19 protein-coding genes are annotated in these 20896 nt (G+C 53.1%); 12 read left to right on the top strand and 7 right to left on the bottom strand.

Features of this window, described 5'->3' with window-relative positions; translation table 11 throughout:
* Positions 1-91 precede the first annotated feature (91 nt).
* Positions 92-1555 carry an APC family permease gene (locus tag J2I46_RS12020; protein WP_229379729.1) on the top strand — a complete coding sequence of 488 codons (1464 nt, stop codon included), beginning with the start codon at positions 92-94 and terminating at the stop codon, positions 1553-1555.
* 233 nt (positions 1556-1788) lie between these two features.
* On the opposite strand, the gene atpC is transcribed toward J2I46_RS12020, so the two are convergent.
* From atpC to J2I46_RS12000, 4 genes are all read right to left on the bottom strand, one after another.
* Complete coding sequence (gene atpC, locus J2I46_RS12015) at positions 1789-2037, bottom strand: ATP synthase F1 subunit epsilon (RefSeq protein ID WP_085411989.1); 249 nt, start codon at positions 2035-2037, stop codon at positions 1789-1791.
* 110 nt (positions 2038-2147) lie between these two features.
* Positions 2148-3671, bottom strand: coding sequence for a F0F1 ATP synthase subunit beta (gene atpD / locus J2I46_RS12010; RefSeq protein WP_207329280.1), 1524 nt, complete (start codon positions 3669-3671; stop codon positions 2148-2150).
* A 394-nt stretch (positions 3672-4065) separates the two neighbouring features.
* Positions 4066-5100 carry a fatty acid desaturase gene (locus J2I46_RS12005; RefSeq protein ID WP_207329279.1) on the bottom strand — a complete coding sequence of 345 codons (1035 nt, stop codon included), beginning with the start codon at positions 5098-5100 and terminating at the stop codon, positions 4066-4068.
* Positions 5101-5318: 218 nt separating this feature from the next.
* The gene (locus J2I46_RS12000; RefSeq protein ID WP_207329278.1) at positions 5319-6017 is read right to left on the bottom strand and encodes a porin family protein; all 699 of its coding nucleotides are present in this window, start codon (positions 6015-6017) and stop codon (positions 5319-5321) included.
* Positions 6018-6264: 247 nt separating this feature from the next.
* Here J2I46_RS12000 and J2I46_RS11995 point away from each other — a divergent pair, with 247 nt between their 5' ends.
* Both J2I46_RS11995 and J2I46_RS11990 read left to right on the top strand, forming a co-directional pair.
* Positions 6265-7089, top strand: coding sequence for a lysophospholipid acyltransferase family protein (locus J2I46_RS11995; protein ID WP_207329277.1), 825 nt, complete (start codon positions 6265-6267; stop codon positions 7087-7089).
* A gap of 135 nt (positions 7090-7224) precedes the next feature.
* The gene (locus J2I46_RS11990; RefSeq protein WP_207329276.1) at positions 7225-7437 is read left to right on the top strand and encodes a Kazal-type serine protease inhibitor domain-containing protein; all 213 of its coding nucleotides are present in this window, start codon (positions 7225-7227) and stop codon (positions 7435-7437) included.
* A gap of 29 nt (positions 7438-7466) precedes the next feature.
* Here J2I46_RS11990 and J2I46_RS11985 read toward each other — a convergent pair whose 3' ends face one another.
* Positions 7467-9101, bottom strand: a complete 1635-nt coding sequence (locus tag J2I46_RS11985) for an acyl-CoA carboxylase subunit beta (RefSeq protein ID WP_207329275.1) — start codon at positions 9099-9101, stop codon at positions 7467-7469.
* A 209-nt stretch (positions 9102-9310) separates the two neighbouring features.
* On the opposite strand from J2I46_RS11985, the gene J2I46_RS11980 reads away from it, so the two are divergent.
* From J2I46_RS11980 to J2I46_RS11940, 9 genes are all read left to right on the top strand, one after another.
* Positions 9311-9691: a DUF8478 family putative metalloprotein gene (locus J2I46_RS11980; RefSeq protein WP_207329274.1), complete on the top strand. Its 381-nt coding sequence runs from the start codon at positions 9311-9313 to the stop codon at positions 9689-9691.
* A 39-nt stretch (positions 9692-9730) separates the two neighbouring features.
* A complete protein-coding gene (locus J2I46_RS11975) occupies positions 9731-12151 on the top strand; it encodes a TonB-dependent receptor (RefSeq protein WP_229379728.1) in 2421 nt (806 codons plus the stop codon).
* Positions 12152-12238: 87 nt separating this feature from the next.
* Positions 12239-12436, top strand: coding sequence for a hypothetical protein (locus J2I46_RS11970; RefSeq protein ID WP_207329273.1), 198 nt, complete (start codon positions 12239-12241; stop codon positions 12434-12436).
* Between the two features lie 88 nt (positions 12437-12524).
* Complete coding sequence (locus J2I46_RS11965) at positions 12525-12836, top strand: type II toxin-antitoxin system death-on-curing family toxin (protein ID WP_207329679.1); 312 nt, start codon at positions 12525-12527, stop codon at positions 12834-12836.
* Positions 12837-12944: 108 nt separating this feature from the next.
* Positions 12945-13316: an aspartate 1-decarboxylase gene (gene panD / locus J2I46_RS11960; RefSeq protein ID WP_207329272.1), complete on the top strand. Its 372-nt coding sequence runs from the start codon at positions 12945-12947 to the stop codon at positions 13314-13316.
* A 106-nt stretch (positions 13317-13422) separates the two neighbouring features.
* Positions 13423-14442 carry a lysylphosphatidylglycerol synthase transmembrane domain-containing protein gene (locus J2I46_RS11955; RefSeq protein WP_207329271.1) on the top strand — a complete coding sequence of 340 codons (1020 nt, stop codon included), beginning with the start codon at positions 13423-13425 and terminating at the stop codon, positions 14440-14442.
* A gap of 22 nt (positions 14443-14464) precedes the next feature.
* Positions 14465-14947, top strand: a complete 483-nt coding sequence (rfaE2, locus tag J2I46_RS11950) for a D-glycero-beta-D-manno-heptose 1-phosphate adenylyltransferase (protein WP_207329270.1) — start codon at positions 14465-14467, stop codon at positions 14945-14947.
* A 271-nt stretch (positions 14948-15218) separates the two neighbouring features.
* Positions 15219-15881 carry a zinc metallopeptidase gene (locus J2I46_RS11945; protein ID WP_207329269.1) on the top strand — a complete coding sequence of 221 codons (663 nt, stop codon included), beginning with the start codon at positions 15219-15221 and terminating at the stop codon, positions 15879-15881.
* A 97-nt stretch (positions 15882-15978) separates the two neighbouring features.
* On the top strand, positions 15979-17016 hold the full coding sequence (locus tag J2I46_RS11940; protein ID WP_207329268.1) for a cyanophycinase: 1038 nt from the start codon (positions 15979-15981) through the stop codon (positions 17014-17016).
* A gap of 13 nt (positions 17017-17029) precedes the next feature.
* Here J2I46_RS11940 and J2I46_RS11935 read toward each other — a convergent pair whose 3' ends face one another.
* Positions 17030-18865 (bottom strand): glycoside hydrolase family 13 protein, encoded by a 1836-nt coding sequence (locus J2I46_RS11935; protein WP_207329267.1) that lies wholly within the window; start codon positions 18863-18865, stop codon positions 17030-17032.
* Positions 18866-18991: 126 nt separating this feature from the next.
* Positions 18992-20893 carry a beta-L-arabinofuranosidase domain-containing protein gene (locus tag J2I46_RS11930; RefSeq protein ID WP_207329266.1) on the bottom strand — a complete coding sequence of 634 codons (1902 nt, stop codon included), beginning with the start codon at positions 20891-20893 and terminating at the stop codon, positions 18992-18994.
* Positions 20894-20896: the final 3 nt, after the last annotated feature.

Below are 20896 nucleotides of genomic sequence, written 5' to 3'. Positions count from 1 at the left end.
CCACAACCCTATTTATTAGTCTTTCTACGCGTCAGGCACGTACCGAACGCCCAGTTAACGGGTTTAGTCAAACCAGCCGGAACAACCACCGTTGGAACTTTACGTACCCGGTGCGGATTCACAGACGTATACAACCTTCAGTGAGGAACTGCTTGATTTGAACACGTCTACACCTTCTAACGTACCTGAATCGACGCCCCCCGCTGGGTTACCCCGGCGGCTCAGTTTGGTGCAGGGGACGGCCCTGAACATGATCGACATGGTCGGGATTGGGCCGTTTGTGGTGCTGCCACTGGTAATGAAATCCATTGGTGGACCGCATTTTCTGCTGGCCTGGGCATTGGGCGCCCTGATTTCGATTATCGATGCGCTGGTCTGGTCGGAGCTTGGCGCGGCTTTTCCGCAGGCGGGTGGTAGCTATCAGTTTCTAAAAATCTCGTACGGTGAACAACGCTGGGGCAAGCTATTTTCCTTTCTCTACGTCTGGCAAACGTTGATTCAGGCACCACTCGTTGTCGCCTCGGGAGCCATCGGTTTTGCTCAATACGCTTCGTATCTCTATCCCCTCGACGAGGTCACGCGCCGGATCGTTTCCGGGACGGTGGTACTGCTGGTTATTGCGCTACTTTATCGCCGCATCGATGGTATTGGCCGCATCAGCGTGTTGCTATGGCTATGCGTACTCGGCACGATGGGCTGGCTCATCGTGGGTGGTCTATACTACGGTACCCGGTCGGTAGGCACGTTACTCAGCGATGCCTGGACATCGGCCGAAACCGTTTCGCCCACTGTGCTGGCTGCTTCGGTCGGCGTAGCATCAGTAAAGACAATCTACTGTTACTTAGGCTATTACAACATTTGTCACCTCGGCGGTGAAATCAAGCGGCCTGAGCGAAATATTCCGCTGAGTATGTTTTTGTCAGTAATTGGTATTGCCGTTTTGTACGGCGCGCTGAATCTGAGCGTTGCCAGCGTATTGCCCTTCGAAAAAGCGGCCAACAGCCCGTTTATCGTCAGTACCATGGTCGAGGCGCTATACGGTAGCGGAGCGGCCCGATTTGCTACCTTACTGGTGCTAGTTGTGGCGTTCTCGTCTCTGTTCGCGGTACTGCTCGGCTATTCCCGCGTTCCTTACGCGGCAGCGGCCGACGGGCAGTTTTTCAGCATGTTTGCCAAACTTCACCCTACCCGCGAATTTCCCTACATCTCGCTCCTCTTCCTGGGCGGACTGGCATTCATCTTCAGCTTGCTGTTCAAGCTGGCTAACGTGATCACAGCGATTCTGGCGATGCGGGTAGTCATTCAGTTCATCGGTCAGGCGGTGGGCCTGATTCTGCTGCACAGCCGACGAACGGCTGAGGGTAAGCCTGCCGTCAATTTTCCATTCCGAATGCCGCTGTACCCACTGCCGGTAATCCTGGTTATCGCTGTATGGGGTTATATTTTCTATTCAACCGGTCCCAAGTACATGCTCTCCGGCATGACTGTTACGGCGCTGGGTACGGTTGCCTACCTGCTCATCTCGCGGGCGCGGAAGTGGTGGCCGTTTCGGTAAGATTTCGTGTAGGTCAGCTTCGCGAACGGATGCTTTACCAATTTAAGTGTTTGAGTATTGCAAACTTAAGCAGCGCTTTTGTCATCCCTCCTTCCGTCGGGATGACAAAAGCGCTGTCCGTAAACGTCACTCGCTATAGTAAGAGACTCCTAAGAGTGATGGCGGCGAGCATAGGCACAAAAAAAGCAGACCCGTTGCTGAGTCTGCTTTTTTATTATATAGGTACGTTGGTCTTACGCGGCCAGAACGGCTTCAGCAAGCACCAGAACGCGGTTGCGCAATACTTCTACCACGCCGCCATCAACGGTAAAGGTTTTCACCCCGCCCGATGTGGCAATGGTAACCGGCCCACGAGCCAGTGTGCTCACTAACGGCGCGTGATCGTTCAGCACCTGAAACTGACCTTCCGATCCCGGAAACGTCACCGACGAAGCCTCGCCTGAAAATACCTTCCGGTCTGGGGTTATGATATCGAGTTGCATTGTGATGTTGGATTGGGGATTTCGGATTTCGGATTTCGCTCCGCTAATTGACTATACTACCCAGGCAGCGCAGTCAATCCGAAATCTAAAATCCCCAATCCGAAATCAGTTTACTGTCCTGCTTCTTTGATCAGACGCTCGCCTTTTTCAACGGCGGCTTCGATGTTACCAACCAGGTTAAAGGCTGATTCGGGCAGGTGGTCATATTTACCGTCGATGATTTCGTTGAAGCCTTTGATAGTTTCTTCGATCGGCACCAATACCCCTTTCAGACCGGTGAACTGCTCGGCCACGAAGAACGGCTGCGACAGGAAGCGCTGTACCCGACGGGCCCGGCTTACAACCAGCTTATCTTCTTCCGATAATTCTTCCAGACCAAGAATGGCGATGATATCCTGCAATTCTTTGTAGCGCTGCAGAATCTCTTTTACACGCTGAGCCGTACCGTAGTGCTTTTCGCCCAGTACCTCGGCCGACAGAATCCGCGACGTAGAGTCGAGCGGGTCAACGGCGGGATAGATACCAAGCTCAGCTACTTTCCGACTCAATACCGTCGTGGCGTCAAGGTGAGCAAAGGTTGTTGCAGGGGCGGGATCGGTCAAGTCATCGGCAGGTACGTATACGGCCTGTACAGATGTGATCGAACCACGCTTGGTCGACGTGATACGTTCCTGCATGGCACCCATTTCGGTCGCCAGCGTAGGCTGGTAACCTACGGCCGATGGCATCCGACCCAGCAGAGCGGATACTTCTGAACCGGCTTGGGTAAAGCGGAAGATGTTGTCGATAAAGAACAGGATGTCGCGGCCTTCACCTTCGCCCTCACCATCACGGTAATATTCGGCGATTGTCAAACCAGATAGGGCCACGCGGGCACGGGCTCCGGGTGGTTCGTTCATCTGACCGAATACGAACGTAGCCTGCGATTGCTTCAGCTCTTCGTAGTCAACTTTGGTCAGATCCCAACCGCCTTCTTCCATGCTGTGTTTGAACGCGTCGCCGTATTTGATGATACCGGCTTCGATCATTTCACGCATCAGGTCATTTCCTTCGCGGGTACGTTCGCCTACACCAGCAAACACCGACAGACCTTCGTAGGCTTTGGCGATGTTGTTGATCAGTTCCTGAATCAATACGGTTTTACCGACACCGGCACCACCGAAGAGACCGATTTTACCACCTTTTACGTAAGGAGCCAGCAGGTCAATTACCTTGATACCCGTATACAGTACTTCGGTCGACGTAGCCAGGTCTTCAAACCGGGGAGCAGCCCGGTGAATCGACGACCGACGAGCGTCGGGCAGTGCGCCCAAACCATCGATAGGCTCGCCTACTACGTTGAACAGACGGCCTTTGATGGCTTCGCCGATGGGCATTGTGATGGGGCTACCCAGGTCAACCACGTCCATGCCGCGCTGCAAACCTTCGGTCGAATCCATCGCAATGGCGCGAACACGATCTTCGCCAAGGTGCTGCTGGCACTCCATGATAACGACCTGGCCATCGGGCCGCGTTACCTTAAGGGCATCGAGAATAGCCGGAATCCGAGAGCCTTCTGCCTCGAAACTCACGTCTACAACCGGGCCAATCACCTGTGTGATCTTACCCGTATTGACTGCCGTTTCCGTAATCATTGGTATATGATAAATATGAAAAGTAAGAACCTATTTCAGCCCGCAAAAGTAGGAATAAAACCGCGTAATCGCAAAGTTCATTCGATAGGTAAGTAGTGCAATCACAGGCCTAAACCATTTGTGCAAAAGGTTTTTATGCCTTTTCGCGCCGAAATCGTGGATTTGTATTTTTTGGACAAAAACAAGGTTGGACCCAATTCTCACCGGTATGCATACCCAACCCGATACGTCGGACCGCCCTGAGGGGGGGAGTCTGTTCCGCGACATCGATCTCGTAGCGCATTAACCTCCTTCAGGGCGGTCCGACGTATCATCGGGTTGGCGATAAAATCGAGCCCACAAAAAATGCCCGCCTCTGCATCAGAAGCGGGCATTTATCCAAAAGTCAGGTACGTTATACCGTAGCGGGTTCTGGCTTGGCTTGTGCCTGAATCAGCTCAACGTCGGGTTTCGACTGATCGTCAAGGGTAACGCGGCCGCGTTCTTTGCGGACGATGCGTGAATACAGTGACACTTCCTGGCTGAAGAGGAACATGAACAGCAGTTTTACGTACGACGTGTGGTATTTCAATGTATCGTAGAACTCAGGAGCCGATTGCTTCAGTTGTGGCAGTTTGTTCCAGGGTACTGACGGGAAATCGTGGTGTTCGTTGTGGTAACCCACGTTCAGGTTTACGCCATTCAGTTGGCCGTAGTAGCTGTAGGTTTCCTGCTCAGGGTCGAGGGTCAGGTAGTGCTCCTGAATCCAGCGGGCGCCCAGTGGGTGCAGACCTACCGAAAAGAACAGACACATAACCATGAAAGCCAGGGCTTTCCAGCCGAAGAACACGACGATCAGTACGTCGAACACGAGTTGAACCACTACGTTGGCTACTACCCACTTATCAATCACGGCCAGTTCGATGCAGCGAAGCGTGCGAATTCCCTGGAAGATCGGGAACAGCAGCAGCCACAGCGCCTTACCAATCGCGTAGTTGTTGATCAGTTTTGCTTCGTACCAATCGGGTAGATCGGCATCGAGTTCGTGCACCCCCTGGAAAGCGTGGTGTTTGATATGAAAATTCTTAAATGAAATAGCCGTTGGAAATACCGTGGGCAGGTTTGCCATGATACCCGTCCAGACGTTGGCGGCGGGCTTACGAAAAATCAGGTTGTGGGCTGCTTCATGAATGCAGATGAACAGCGTGTGGGCCGGAAATGCACCAATGAACCAGGCCGCCGCAACAACCATCCACCAGGGCTGATCACGCAGGAACCACGCCATCGTGATGAGCATGGCTACACAGCCAAGAGCAACCCAAAATGTAGTCGGATTTTTTTGCCCAATCAGCTTTTTCACTTCTGGGTGGGCTTTCATAATCTGCCGCGTGCGCATGCGGTGCGGCTCTGACTTGGTTGAGTACGTAAAGTCGTTAATGAGTGTTGCCATTGTTCGATTTGATGAATTCAGAGCCGGTAAAGCCGACCATGCTGTTTTGTTCTGTTACGGACTGACAAAAATAAACAGAATTGAGTGCCACTCAACGACTTTTTCTCATTTGTCTACATGATGAATGTCATTTTACACAGTATGCAGCAACCCGTTACAAAAAAGACGTACCCACCAACGGCAGGTACGTCTATTGATTGATTCGTAATCAACAAAAATTAAAGCGTAAATGCGTAGCCGAGCGAAACACCAACGCTGCGGTTGCGTACGGGAAGGTTAACCAAAGGCACCTGCAACTGACGGGTCAGCCCATAGTCATAGCGAGCTTCAACAAAAAACTTGCCAGTTCCCATTTCGGCCGAGAGACCCAGGCCACCAACGGCGCTGATATCCCAGGGATTAAGCGTGTTGCCGAAATCAAGGTCAACATCCATATTCTGCGTGGTAAAGAGCGCTGTTGCCCGAGTACGAATGCGGCCGTCGAAGGAGTAACCAACGGCGGGGCCACCAAAAATGTAAGGTTGAACGGGGCCGTCTGTCAGATTAGCTTTGACCAACAGGCCTGTTTGAATCGATTGCGTTTGGTAAGCTACCCGCGCGCCGATGGGAATATCGATGATACCCAGATCGAAGCTTGTGCCTTCGCGGAGAACGAAGCCTTTCTGAACGTACCCAACCTCGGGCCGGAACGATACCCGATCGCTTACGGGAATATCGAGGAAAATAGCGGCAGCGGGGCCAGGTGACAACTCAGGCTGAACAGGGAGGTTTTTCAGCAGCGATGGTTCTGAAACAGTACCCCAGTTCACGCCACCCCGAAAGCCAACCTGAACCTGGGCAAACGAAGCAGTGCTAACGAAAAGAGATGCAATGGTGAAGGCCGAACCAAGAAGTGCGTTTACGAGCTGAGTTTTCATGATCAATAAGGCAGTTAAACTAAGTGTTCCCTAACGGGTTTCTGAAAAGGTAACGCGGGAAGTAGAAGCGCGTTTTGTGGTTATTTGTAGCTTGGATAGTGCGACAGGGCCGAAGGATTAATGCACTTGCGAAAATTTTTCGCAACGCCTGTTCTGCTCTTTGCGGGTCCTGTTGATTTTATCTTGTACTTTTCTTTGAAAACGTTGACGTCTCCTGTCGGCTCAGCGTATTGCCCCTGCTGTTATTATGCGTTACGTTAAGCCAACCCGATTCAGTTACCTACCCAAGCCCCTCGACCGGCTCGACTTCATCGGCCTATTCGAGTGCGACCCGTTTGGTAATTGGCTGCTGTTCAGGCGTATCATTATAGCGGCGGTGGGCTGGTTTACGTATTTTCGGTACACAACGGTTAACCGGATCAAGATTGAAGGCACAGAACATCTGGAGAATTTACCGATCAATAACGTTCTGTTCCTATCGAATCACCAGACGTACTTCGCCGATGTGATCGCCTTTTTCCACGTATTCTGCGCCGTGAAATGGGGGTTCAAAGACACCATTCTCCCCCCCATGTACCTGCTGGCACCCCGCGCCCGGCAGTATTACGTGGCCGCCAGCGAGACGATGCAGAAGGGAATTCTGGCCAAGATATTCGCCCTTGGCGGCGCCCTCACCATCGAACGGTCGTGGCGAGCTGATGGTCGCGAAGTGCAGCGCAGTGTTGACTCGGCGGCGGTTGATAAGATTCAGATTGCGTTAAAACACGGCTGGGTGGTCAGTTTTCCGCAGGGAACCACCAAGCCATTCGCCCCTATCCGTAAGGGAACCGCCCACCTGATCATGGCCAACGACCCGATCGTGATTCCGGTAGTGATCAACGGATTCCGGCGGGCATTTGATAAAAAAGGGCTACGCTTCAAGAAGCGGAATACGCAACTATCCATCCGCTTCAAAGCCCCTCTAATCATTGGCCCCGGCGAGAGCGTAGAGGAAATTGTCGAGAAAGTCAGGAAGGCGATTGAGCAGGACATCCCCGAGCGTATGGATTGGGTGCAAGGGAAAGAAGGGTGATCGTTTCAGGCTTCAAGTGCTCTGCTCACTGGTCAAATGGTGATTAAGCGAAACAATTGAAACCTGAAATGATCACCTTTACAACCGTTTTTATCGCAGGAGGGTCTTTCAGGTACGTCATCCTCAACATATGCTATGAAAACGCTCGTAACGTGTCTGAGTATAGCCTACATACTTGGTTGCTCTAAACCATCAGTTTCACCCGATTGCCAACCCAAGGCCAACACCAACTGTATATGCACTCAGCAGTATGATCCCGTTTGCGGCTGCGACGGGCGCACCTACGGCAACGCATGCGAAGCCGCCTGTGCTGGTGTGGCGTACACACCGGGGGCGTGCGCCAAGTAGAGCCGCAAGATCTTGCGGCTCTACACACGCTACGTCTGAATATTCCCTACGTTGAATGCCTTCGTGATGGGGGCATGGTTGGCGGCCTCGATACCGGTCGAGATGTAACGGCGGGTATCCAGAGGGTCAATGACGGCGTCGACCCAAAGGCGGGCGGCGGCGTAGTAAGGCGAGAGTTGCGCGTTGTACTGATCGGTGATCTTTTGCAGTAACGCTTGTTCGTCTTCTGGCGTAATGGTTTCGCCTTTGGCCTTCAACGACGCCACCTGAATCTGCAACAGCGTTTTTGCCGCCGAGGCTCCACTCATTACCGCCATCTGGGCTGTAGGCCAGGCAATCATCAGGCGGGGGTCGTAGGCGCGTCCGCAGAGGGCGTAATTACCGGCGCCGTAGCTATTCCCCACCACGATCGTAAACTTGGGCACCACCGAATTGGCCATCGCGCTGACGAGTTTAGCCCCGTCTTTAATGATGCCGCCCTGTTCGGCCCGGCTACCCACCATGAAGCCCGTCACGTCCTGAATGAATACCAGCGGAATCTTCTTCTGGTTGCAATTCATAATGAACCGGGCTGCTTTGTCGGCCGCATCGCCGTAGATCACCCCGCCCATCTGCATTTCTGTAGCGGCGACACCAGGTGCACTTCCACCAAGCGCTGCTCTCACTTTGGCCTTCACTACCTTTCGCTGATTGGCCACGATCCCCACCGCCCAGCCGTCGATGCGGGCATAGCCACAGATCAGCGACTGGCCGTAGTCGGGTTTGTAGGGGTCGAAATCAGAGTTGTCGATGAGCCGGTCGATGATGGTTTGCATGTCGTATGGCTTCACCCGGTCTTGTGGCAACAGGGTGTAAATTTCGGCCGGGTCGAGGGCAGGCAGCGCAGGCGTGGCTCGACTGAATCCGGCTAGTGGCTGACTGCCGGTTTTGTCAAGAATGCGTTTTATCGCGTCGAGGCAGCGTTGATCGTCGGGGAATTTATTGTCGATCACGCCCGAAATCTCGGTATGCATCGCCGCGCCGCCCAGCGTTTCGGCACTCACCTCTTCACCAATCGATGATTTAACGAGGTAGGGCCCAGCCAGAAAAATGGAGCCGGTTCCTTCTACAATCAGCGCTTCGTCTGACATAATGGGCAGGTACGCACCACCAGCCACGCAACTACCCATAACGGCCGCCACCTGCAACACGCCCATGGCCGAGAGGTGCGCGTTATTCCGAAACATGCGCCCGAAATGGTCTTTATCGGCGAAGACTTCATCCTGCAACGGCAGGTACACACCCGCGCTATCGACCAGATAAATAATGGGCAGGCGGTTCTCCATGGCTATTTCCTGCGCCCGAAGGTTTTTTTTGGCGGTGATCGGAAACCAGGCCCCGGCTTTCACCGTGGCATCATTGGCCACAATCACGCAAAGCCGCCCGGATATGTACCCAAGCCCCGTAACCACACCGCCCGACGGGCACCCACCATGTTCGGCGTACATGCCATCGCCCGCAAATAGACCGATTTCGAGGAACTGCGTTTCAGGGTCAATCAGGTACGTTACCCGCTCGCGTGCGGTCAGCTTGCCTTTTTTGTGCTGATCATCTAATTTTTTCTGGCCACCGCCGAGTTGGGTACGTGCGGTTTGCTGGTTTAGGTTGTCGAGAAGAAGTTGCATGAATAAGGGAGTGTGTACCGTTGGCGGTAGCATCTAAACCGCTAATATCGGCTAGTTGTTGTCAAAGCAATGAATCGTCCGGTTTACCTTACGGCGATTCCTAACTGATCGATCAATCAATTGAGTAACGCCAATTTATAGCATTAATTTGTGGGATAACGCATCACATCGGCTTTGGGAAAAGAGCCGTATGTTATGTTTGCTGACCAATGCGCAAAACCAGTACATATCGTGTTACCGTAGCCCGGCTGCTGCTGCTGGTTCAGCTCTTTATGCTGACCAACGCCGTGGTGTTCCGGCATGCCCACCGGCTGCCCGACGGTACGATTGTCGTTCACGCGCACCCGTTTCTTCCCAAAGCACTCGGCGGCCCCGGCTCTGACCCCGTTCAGCCGAACAACCACAGCAAGCAGGAACTGATCTGGCTCGATGCCATGACCGACGTGGCTTATCCGTTCACGGAACCCACGTTTTTTACGTTTCAGGCACCCGAGCAGCCACTGCTCCCTACCCCTACGTTTGCCCGTCATGTGCAGGTACGTTGGGTTGACTTCACCTGTTTTTCGCATCGAGGACCACCGTTGGCGTAAGCTTCCGCTTACTGATTTTTCAACCAACGTAGTTTCTCTATGAAGATTTTACTCCTCATGGTGGCCTGTCTCGGGCTGCCTGTTTCTGTTTGTATTGCCCAACATAGTCTGGCCGGTCGCGTTACGCACGGCGAATCGGGCGAGGCTGTCATTGGTGCAGCCATTTACCTCCCCGACCTGCGCCTAGGGGCCACCACCGATCTCGACGGAGCGTACCGCCTCACTAACCTGCCCACCGGTACGTTCACGGTGCAGGTCAGCTACATTTCGCACAAAACGCTGATCAGAAGTGTGACGGTGAACGCGGCCACGACGCAAAATTTCGTCATGGAAAACGCCTCGCAGATGCTTGAAGAAGTGATCGTGTCGGGGGCGTCGACCAAGACGATCATTCGCGAAAGTCCGGTGCCCATTGCGGCTATGTCGCAACTGCGGCTGATGCAGCAAAGCTCCACGAACCTGATCGATGCCGTGTCGAAACTGCCGGGTATGTCGCAGGTGACGACGGGTGCGGGTTTGAGCAAGCCTATCATTCGTGGGCTGGGCTTCAACCGGGTCATTACCATGCACGACGGCATTCGGCAGGAAGACAACCAGTGGGGCGAAGAGCACAGCATTCAGCTCGACGAATATTCGATTGACCGCTACGAAGTGATTCGGGGTGCGGGTAGTTTGATGTACGGTTCTGATGGGTTGGGAGGCGTTGTTACGGCCCTGTCGCCGCGGCCGGTCGAGGAAGGCAAAATTCGGGGGCGGGTGCTGACCAGCTACCAGAGCAATCACGGGCTACTGGGTGCGTCGGTTCAGGCAGCTGGCAACCAGAACGGCTTTGTGTGGCTCGGAACAGCCTCGACAAAATCGGCAGGGAATTATCAGAACAGGGCTGATGGCAAGGTATACGGCTCCAACTACGCCGACATTCTCGACCTCAGTGGGTACGTTGGGTTGAACAAACGCTGGGGTTATTCGCGGCTGTATTTTCTTCGAACCGAGCAGAAATTCAACATTATCAACGGCACCCGCGACTCCCGAACGGGCCGCTTCACCACCGCGACGATTTTGCCCAATAGGGAAGTTGCCGACCGTCCCGTTACCGACGATGAGCTGACGAGCCGGGAATTTTTGCCGTTCAATTCGCAGCGGCTGGTCAACGCCAAAATCTCGTTGAATAACCTGTTCCAATTCGCTAACGGCGGCTCGCTAACGGCTAACCTCAGCTACGCCCGCAACCGTCGCGACGAGTTTGCCGACGTGCTCCGGCCTAATCAGGCACAACTAGGGCTGTTTCTGTATACCAACTACTATGACGTTCGCTACAACTTTCCGACGAAGAACAATCTGGAGATAACCGTTGGCAGCAACGGCATGCAGCAGTCGCTCGACAATCAGGGCTATCAGGCCCTGTATCCCAATTACAACCTCTTCGATAACGGCGAGTTCGTGTTTTTGAAGAAGAACATTGGCAAGCTAAAAATCAGCGGCGGTGCCCGGTTCGATGTTCGGATGCTCACCATCGGCGCGTTGTACCTCGACTCGGAAGGCGCTTTCCAGGTACGTTCGCAGGGGCCAAACAGCCAGCGTTTTGCCGGTGCAGATAAAACATACCGCAACGTGTCGGCCAGTTTGGGTGGTGTTTATTCAGTCACGGATAAACTAAACGTTCGGGTCAATGCATCGCGCGGTTTTCGGGCACCAACCGTACCCGAATTATCGTCGAACGGGGTGCACGCAGGTACGTTCCGGTACGAGATTGGCAAGCTCGATGCGGTGCCGGAGGTGGCGTATCAAGGCGATTTGGGCATGACCTACGAAAGCCAGAACTGGTACGTTGATCTGAGCCTGTTTCAGAACAGCATCCAGAATTACATTTATTCGGAACGGGTACTAAACCGTGCGGGCACCGATTCGCTATTCCAGGGCAATATTCCCGTGTTCCGATACGCACAGGGCAACGCTCGGTTGCAGGGACTCGAGGGCATGGTAACGTACAATCCGGCGGCGGCGCGGTGGTTTAGTCTGACACAAACGTACTCATCGGTCTTCGGACGCAACCTCTCGGCTACCACCGACGATGCCCAGTATTTGCCGTTCATGCCAGCACCACGTTGGGTCACGCAACTGCGCCTCACCCGCGACCGGATTAGTAACCGCTTTCGTAATCTATATGCTACGATGGATATCGAAATCACGCAGCGACAGGATCGTTTCCTGGCGGCGTCGAATACCGAAACAGCCACGCCGGGCTACACACTGGTGCACATCGGCGCGGGTGGCGACGTAACGGGTAACCGGAAACAGACGTTATTCTCCGTCTATTTCTCGACAACGAACCTATTCGATGTCATTTACCAGGCCCATCAAAGCCGCCTGAAATACCTCGACCCAAACAACGCGACCGGCCGCGTGGGTGTGTTTAATTTGGGCCGAAATATGAGCCTGAAAGTAGTGGTTCCGTTTTAATCGCACCGGGGTCGCTTAGTGCGTGACGATCAACTTTTGCCAATCAGGCGGTGTTTGGTAGATTGAGTATGTTAACCAGCAAATGCAATGACACAGATGGTAGATAAAGGGCTTGTTAAGGAAGCCCTCCGGGAGTTAATTCAGGAAGAGCCTGAGTTATTTCGAAACATGCTGAAAGAGATTCTGTCTGAAACAACTATCTCAGCGGATAATGATGCTGAGTTTGATCAGTTAGTACAACAGAATTTTCAACGCTTTGACGCAACGTTTAAGGCGTTAGCTTAATGCGTTATCTAATTAAACAACAGGTAATCAGGCTTGATAAAGCGACCATAGACCAGCACGGGGCAATTTTACGCCGCCGTTCAATTTCCTGCACGAAGAAAACCTGGACTACCTGCTCGATGCCGTTCAGTCTGAATTGTTCGGGGAGCCAATGTACCCGACCATTTCTGATAAAGCAGCTCTATACTGTTACAACATCATCTGCAACCATATTTTCTCAGACGGCAATAAACGGACCGGATTGGGCGCTGCTTTAGTGTCTCTTAACCTGAATGGATTTGATCTCTCTTCCGCAGTTGACGATCCATTGTTAACTAATTTCATACTGACTGTTGCCTCCGGGCAGTCGAGCCTGGAAGAATGCCGAGCCTTGTTTGCAGCGCGTACCGTTCGTGCGTAGTCGACCAATAGCCGAACGTTACCCTACAGGCGCTTGTTTTGCTGACCAGAAGGCGTCCGCTACCTTTGCGGACGCCTTCGTTATGAAGACGCTTCTCAAAAACAGACCATGTTTCTGACTTTAATGAAATCAAAGTTGCACCGCGTGAAGGTCACTCAGGCTGAGTTGAACTACGTGGGCAGCATCACCATCGACGAAGACCTGATGGACGCAGCGGGTCTGCTGGAAAACGAGCAGGTGCACATCGTAAACAACAACAACGGCGAACGACTCATCACCTATGTTATTACCGGTGAGCGCGGAACGGGCATTATTTGTCTCAATGGAGCAGCCGCCCGTCGCGCTCAACCCGGCGATGTTATCATCATCATCTCTTATTGCATGCTTACCGACGAAGAAGCCAAAACGCACAAACCATTGGTGGTATTCCCCGACGAAAACAACCGGTTGGTAACCGGAGGGCACGCAGCAAGGGGATAATCTTTAGTTTACAGTTTGCCGTTTTCAGTTGCGCTGCTCTACAACCATTATTGGTAATCAGCGGAGCAACTGAAAACGGCAAACTGTAAACAGTAAACTCTTTTCCATGAAAAACATTCTTACGTATGCCATTTCCCTCGCTGTGGCCGGGGGGCTTCTTTGGTTCGTCTTCAAAGACATCGACCTGAACGCCATGTTCGCTGCTCTGGGGCAGGCAAACCTGGCCTGGGTCGGCGTATATGCTGTTATAGCGATGCTATCACACTGGAGCCGGGGTGTACGCTGGAGTTTACTGCTCGAGCCCGTAACGGGTCATCGCCCGTCGCAGTTCGACTCGACGCTGGCGGTAATGACAGGCTATTTTGCCAACTTGCTTATTCCCAGAATGGGTGAAGTAACGCGCTGCGGTACCATGAACCGGCTCGAAGGTATTCCAGTCAACGTCAGCTTCGGTACAGTTGTAGCGGAACGCATTTTCGACGTGCTGATGCTGTTGGTTATCATCGGTCTCACACTGGTGTTGGAGTTCACCCGCCTCAGCGACCTGGTTTTTAGCTTGTTTGCGGGCAAGGGTGGAAACGGCAGTCGTACAGGCCTTTACTTATTCCTCGCCGTTGGTATTGGCGGGGCTGTAGTGGCTTGGTTCATGTATAACAAATACAAAGAAGTCCTGCGGCGTAATGCGTTGTTTGTCAAAGTAGAAACGTTCGTTCTAGGCCTTGTCGACGGGCTTCTCAGCGTACGTAAACTTCGCCAGCCGGGCCTCTTCATCTTCCACACGCTGCTGATCTGGGTGTTGTATTACCTGACTATGTACGTCCTGTTTTTTGCGATGCCTCAAACGGCCAACCTCGGCCCGGTGGCGGCTCTGACCATTTTGATGATGGGTACTATTGGCATGGCAGCTCCAACGCAGGGCGGTTTAGGGGCGTTTAACATCATGGTTGGCTCGGCGCTGGTCATTTACGGGCTTACCCAGCAGGACGGGCAAACACTGGCAACGCTGATGCTGCTATCGCAGTGGGCCGTGGTCATCGTGTTTGGCGGACTATCGTTCCTGATCGTTCTGAGTCGCCGCAAAAAGGCAGGTGCCGAGGTTAGTACCGCCCCGGTTAGTGCCGAGTAATAACCCCGTTCAACCTCCTGAAATGACTTCCCAAAAAATTGTTTCGCGCGATGAAGCAGCGGCGCAGGTACGTGCCTGGCATGCGGAGGGTCAGCGCGTCGTGTTTACCAATGGTTGCTTCGACATCGTGCATCTGGGGCATATCGATTACCTCGAAAAAGCTCGCGCATTAGGTGATAAACTTGTGCTGGGCCTGAACACCGATGCGTCGGTCAGTTGCATCAAAGGGCCGTTGCGCCCGGTGGTGAACGAACAGGCCCGCGCCCGCCTGATGGCTGCTCTACAATTCGTTGATCTGGTTACGCTTTTTGGCGAACCGACCCCGCTCGAACTGATTGAAACCCTCCGGCCCGACGTGTTGGTAAAGGGTGACGATTACACCGTAGCGACCATTGTTGGCGCTGATTTTGTGCTGGGCAATGGCGGCAGCGTTGAAACCATCGCGTTGGTTCCGGGTTATTCTACCAGCTCCCTGATCCAGAGAATAGTCGAGGCATATGGCTAAGTTTTGTGTCCTCCGTCTTCTGTCTTCAGTCCTCTGTTGCGCTGCCAAGTCAAGAAATACGTCCTTGAGCAGTGCAACAAAGGATTGAAGACAGAAGACGGAGGACACAAAACTTCCAGTTGATCATCGGCCCCCGGCCTGGATGAGTGGTTGCTCAATTGGCACATTTTTTGGCCTGTTGCTGTTTTATATGTAGGCAAGCCAATCGAAGTCCGATTAGATTGCCATCCACTAAACTAACTCGAAGACCATGCCTGGTGCATACATTTTAATGATTATCCTATTCCTTGTGGGCCTGTTTGTACAGTGGCGCCTCAAGAGCAAATTCACCGAATATTCGCAGATTGCTCTTAGCAGCGGACTTACCGGAGCCGAAGTAGCGCAGAAAATGCTCTACGAAAACGGCGTGACTGACGTGCGCGTCCTCTCCGTTGATGGTCAACTCACCGACCACTATAACCCGCAGGACAAAACCGTAAACCTTTCGCCCGACGTCTATCACGGACGAAGCGTGATGGCGGCGGCCGTAGCCGCCCATGAATGTGGCCACGCCGTACAACATAAGGTAGCTTATGGCCCGTTGCAGTTCCGATCGGCCATTGTTCCGTTTGTCAGCGTATCGTCGCGGTACATGCAGTGGATTCTGCTGGCGGGTATTCTGATGATCAACAGCACGTTGCTGCCGTTGCAGATTGGCGTTGCCCTGTTTGCGGTTACTACGCTCTTTACCTTCATTACGCTGCCTGTTGAGTTCGACGCCAGCAAGCGGGCCCTGGCCTGGATTGAAAGCCGGGGCGTTGTATCGCCGCGTGAATACGATGTAGCTAAAGATGGGCTGAAATGGGCCGCCATGACCTACGTCGTTGCCGCACTTAGCTCACTGGCTACACTGCTTTACTACGTAAGCATTCTGAACGGCCGCAGTCGCGATTAATCGCCGCAGTTTTTTTATCGAAAGCCGGGTACAGCAACGTACCTGGCTTTTTTTATGGCCATTTTACGCCGTAATTCAGGATGAAACGTACCTGGCCATGTCATTATCAACTTATTCGTTTTCATACTGGTTAGCCTGCCTTTGGCTGCTGGCAGCACCGGCGGCTTATAAACAGCAAACTACCGAGCCTGTCTGTGTCTCAACCGCCGGCCCCACTACCTGGCTCACAGGCGATGCTGCCGACGTAACGACCTCGACTACTCCCGGCATTTTACTGGCTGGTGGCAGCACCGACGTCGCCGAAGCCATGCGCTGGTTTCTCAAAAAATCGGGCGGGGGCGATGTGGTCATCCTGCGGGCCAGTGGGTCAGATGGCTACAATACGTACCTGTATACAACACTGGGCGAAACGGTAAATTCCGTTGAAACCATTCTGCTCAACTCGGCCGAGTGGGTAAATGACGAGGCCGTTGTGCAGAAAATCAGAAACGCCGAAGCGCTGTTTATCGCCGGTGGTGATCAGGGCAATTACGTTAAATATTGGAAAGACTCGAAGGTAGAGACCGCCATTAATTACCTCATCAACAGCAAAAAAGTGCCCGTAGGTGGCACTAGCGCCGGTTGCGCCGTTCTCGGGCAAATCTACTATCCTGCTTTCAACGAGAGCCTTACTTCAGCCGAAGCGCTGTCTGACCCGTATCATGCCAACCTGATGCTGGGCCGCAACGACTTTATCGACGCTCCCTTTATGGCTAATACTATTACCGATACGCATTTTGCCCAACGCAACCGGCAAGGTCGTCTGGTAGCCTTTCTGGCCCGCATGCGTACCGATTGGAACGTAACCGGGCGAGGAATTGGCGTAAGCGAGAAAACCGCCGTTGGCATTGAACCAACGGGAATGGCAACAGTCTTCGGCTCAGGCGTTGCCTATTTCGTTACGCCTGCCAGTTCGGGCAAACCTGAGCAATGCGTAGCGGGAAAGCCTCTTGTTTGGTCGGCCAATAAAAAGGCCATCTGCGTCGCAGAGGTTCAGAGCGCAGGTACGTTCAACCTGAAAACCTGGACAGCGCCGGATGGTAAAGAACCAACCTACTGGTCCGTTACTAATGAGGGGTTTCAGACGATGCCCTGACAGAAGGTTGTCTTTACTTCACCTCCCAGATCACCGCGCTTCTGGCGGGAACTACCAACGGTTGGCTGAGTACCTGCGTCTGTTCAGTCTGTACGTTACGGGCGGTTTTATGACCGCTCAGCAGTTCGGCGTATTTGGCAGTATCCAGCGTTTTCGCATCGTTGTTCTTGTTCATCACGACCATCACCTTCTGCGACGCATTATACCGGAAATAGACGTAGATACCATCACCAGCGGCGAAGTGCCTGAGCTGACCGGTCTGTACCACAGGGGTTTGCCTGCGCCACCGGAGCAATTGTTTCATGAAATTTTTTGCCTCTAACTGACTCGCCGTTAATCCTTTACCTGTAAAGACACTGGCCGTATGGTCGGGCCAGCCACCGGGCATCTCACCCCTGATTTCATCGTGACGGTCGCTTTTAGGATTCGTCATCAGCACTTCAGTGCCGTAATATATCTGCGGAATTCCCCTTGTCGTGAGCGTATAGACTATGCCCATTTTCCAGAGATCAAACTTCTCGTGAATCTGGGTGTAGAACCGGCTCATGTCATGGTTGTCGGGAAAAACGACCAGATTATACGGGTTCTCGTAGAGAAAGTCCAGCGCCATTGTCTGGTACAGTTTCGGTAGCCCCTGATTATAGATTTTGTCGTCGCCATTCAGGGCCTCAACAAGAGCGTTGTTCAACGGAAAATCGAACATATTGGGCATGTACGACACATATCCATTCCGGTTCTTTTTCCCTTTTTGCCAGAACGCAATAATTGCCGGGTTCATCGACCACTCTTCGCCCACCATCGAGAATTTCGGGTACTCGTCCAGCACCCTGCGCGACCATTCGGCCATAAAGTCCTTGTCGGGGTATGGGTACGTATCCATACGAATTCCGTGCAAATCAGCGTACTCGATCCACCATATTGTGTTCTGGATCAGGTACGTTGCGAGTAACGGATTCCGCTGGTTTAGGTCGGGCATGGTTGGAACGAACCAGCCGTTGGCGTGAAGCTTCTTGTCGTAGTCTGATGCGTGTGGGTCCTGGTTTGTCTCGCGGGCATGGTTCGTTATTTCCGGCTTCTCCTGGTAGTTGAGCCAGTCGTCGGTGGGCAGGTCGCTCATCCACCAATGGCCCGATCCGCAATGATTCATGATCATGTCAACGACTAGCTTGATACCTCTCTTCTGCGCGGCTTTCGACAGGTTCCGGTAGTCATCATTCGAACCAAACCGGGGATCGATCCTGTAGAAGTCTGTGGCTGCGTAGCCATGATACGTCCGGGTCATGTTGTTTTCGATCAACGGGTTGATCCACAGCGCCGTGAACCCCATATTACTGATGTAATCCAGATGATCAACAATTCCCTGAATATCACCACCGTGGCGCGTGTCGATACCCGTCCGGCTGGCGGGTTCAATCATGCCGGGCATGTTGTCGTTAGCCGGATTTCCGTTGGCGAAGCGGTCGGGCGTGATCATGTACATGGCATCGGCGGCGGTGTAACCCTGCCGTTGCGCCGAATTGGCCTCCCGCTCTTTCAACTCGTACTGGTACGTCAGCACCGACTTTCCATTTTTCAGAAACTGGATCGGGAACGTACCTGGCTTTGTGGCGGGACTAACTATGAGATCGATAAACAGGTAATTGGGGCTTTTCACCTTTGTCACCTTCGCCACTTTTACCCCCGCATACCCCAGTTTCGGTTGCGCCTCAGCAATGGCGGGCGCGTGAATCAGCAGTTGCAGACGGGTGTCTTTCATGCCCACCCACCAAAACGCAGGCTCAATACGTTGGGCTACGAGTTGGAACGTGATACTAAGGAGGAGTAAAACAGCGGGTAAAAACCGGCGCATGATCATAGGAAGGGAGTAGATTTAAAGATACTGTATTCTGTTGTGACGGGTTTTAATCCTCGCGGCATTTCGTCATCCCGACGGAAGGAGGGATGACAAAAACGTGGCATCTCAAAATATGGCTTCTTAAAAAGTAACCTGCCGCAGAATGGTTCTGGAAACAGGCACCAGCCGAATCGGTTCGATAGCCTGGGTCTTGTCGTTTTTAGCCTTGACCATTATGCTCGCATTCAGGTACGTTGCCGGGCTGTTGGTAACGTACCTGTATGTTGTCGGGTTGGCAGGCTTATAGGTCAGGTCGGCAAAGCCAGTTACGGGAAACGTTTTAATCACGGCCTCACTGGCCTCGATCGGGTGCGCATACACCAGTGGACCGTAGCTGAAATACGTCTCGTTGGCGGCAAATGTATGGGTTTGTACCGCTGTTTTGTATGCCAGCCGGACAACCGTTTCGCCCGCTTTAACGGCCATGCTCAGGTAGCCATTGTCGCTCTTGTACGTATAATTACAGCTAATCTTTTCAGCCCAGTCGGGCTTCCTGATTTTTAGCAGGAATGGCTTTTGCGCCTTTATGGTAAACACGAAACTATTCTGATACGGGTAGTCGGTACGTTCCAGAATCTGAACCGTATTGCGACCCAGGTTCGTATTTAACTGGCAGGGACCTAGCAGGTTGGCTACCAACCCATTACCCTCCTTCATCCACATCGTCTGTACGTAATACGAGGCAATTCGGCCGGCGTTAGGTACACAGCATACGGCCGCGTCCTGATGAGCGGGCGAGTATTTGTAGCGGGTCTGTTTAGGATCGCCACCTCCGTTCTTCGTACCTGTCATTTCATACGAATTATCAGTTTTAAGGTAGGCGATGCTACTGTGCGTTGGGTGGCGGGCGCCCTGCGCTGCGTTAAAAAACAGCCGCTCGATTTGGTCGGTGTAGGCCACGTTGCCGGTCTTTTGCAGCAGCATGGCATAGCTATGCAGCAACTCGTGCAGCGAGCAGTATTCGTAGCCGGTTTGGGTGGCGTCGGCCGTTTGGCGGGTGATCCATTCGTCGCCGATGGGGCCGCCCGTGGGCGTAGTCAGCCGGATGATCCGTTGCTGATAGCGGTCCAACGCCTGCTTCAGTTGCGCATCGCCCGAGGCCCAATAGGCCACCGTTAGCGGGCGCAGGTGTTCGTAGCTATGCACGCCATGCCCATGCATCAGGTAACTGTCGTTCAGAATATTACCAAGCTGAATATCGGTTTCCGACACGGCATTTTTCGAGTAGTCGGTATACAGAAACAGGGCATAATCGAGGTACTTACGGTTGTTGGTGAGCTGGTACAGCCGGTCCAGCACATCGGTAAATACCAGGCCGTGGCTCAGACCCGCAAAGGGTTTTTCGGCCTTAAACGGCGACGATTGATTGATCGGGTAGTTGACCATCACGTTATCGACAGCTTTCAACACCGCCTGCCATGTTTTAGGGTCTTTGGTCAGTTCATAATAACCCAGCAACACCCGGAACAGCGTAGCTTTGGCCCAGAGTTCGCCGTTCTCGCCCGTGAGCTTGTAGCGCAGGTCGGGCGCATACACGCCCAGATATCCGTCGGCATCCTGCGTGGCCAGAATGCCGGCAATATAGGCTCTGGCCCGCTGCTGCGCCTGAACATCGCCCGACAGAAACGCCTGCCGCACGAATCCATCCCGCCAGTTCGATTGGGTTTCGCTGTTCCACCATAAAATCTGCACGTGGTTATCCCCCAGACCCAGGGCTCCAACGTCTTTCGATTTCACGGCTTCAGTCAACCGGTCTTTGCCATAGATATCGTCTTTTACGATCAGGTCGGGCACCAGGCGGTCGAGGTTACCAACAAAACCCCGCAAATCATGCTGCATCTGGGTTTTGATCCAGCCCTCCGGTTTTACATCACCGAGCGGCAGCAACTGATATTTTTCCGGGAGTGGTGCCTGCCCACTAGACGAGGTTGTTGCCATCAGGCAAAAAGCCAGACAGCCAAGGCAACCAATAAGCTTTTTCATGAG

The organism is Fibrella forsythiae (genome assembly GCF_017353175.1).
In the GTDB taxonomy this organism is placed as follows: Bacteria; Bacteroidota; Bacteroidia; order Cytophagales; family Spirosomataceae; genus Fibrella; species Fibrella forsythiae.
Note: the sequence above shows the minus strand (reverse complement) of the source record. Positions and strands in the feature narration are given on the sequence as shown.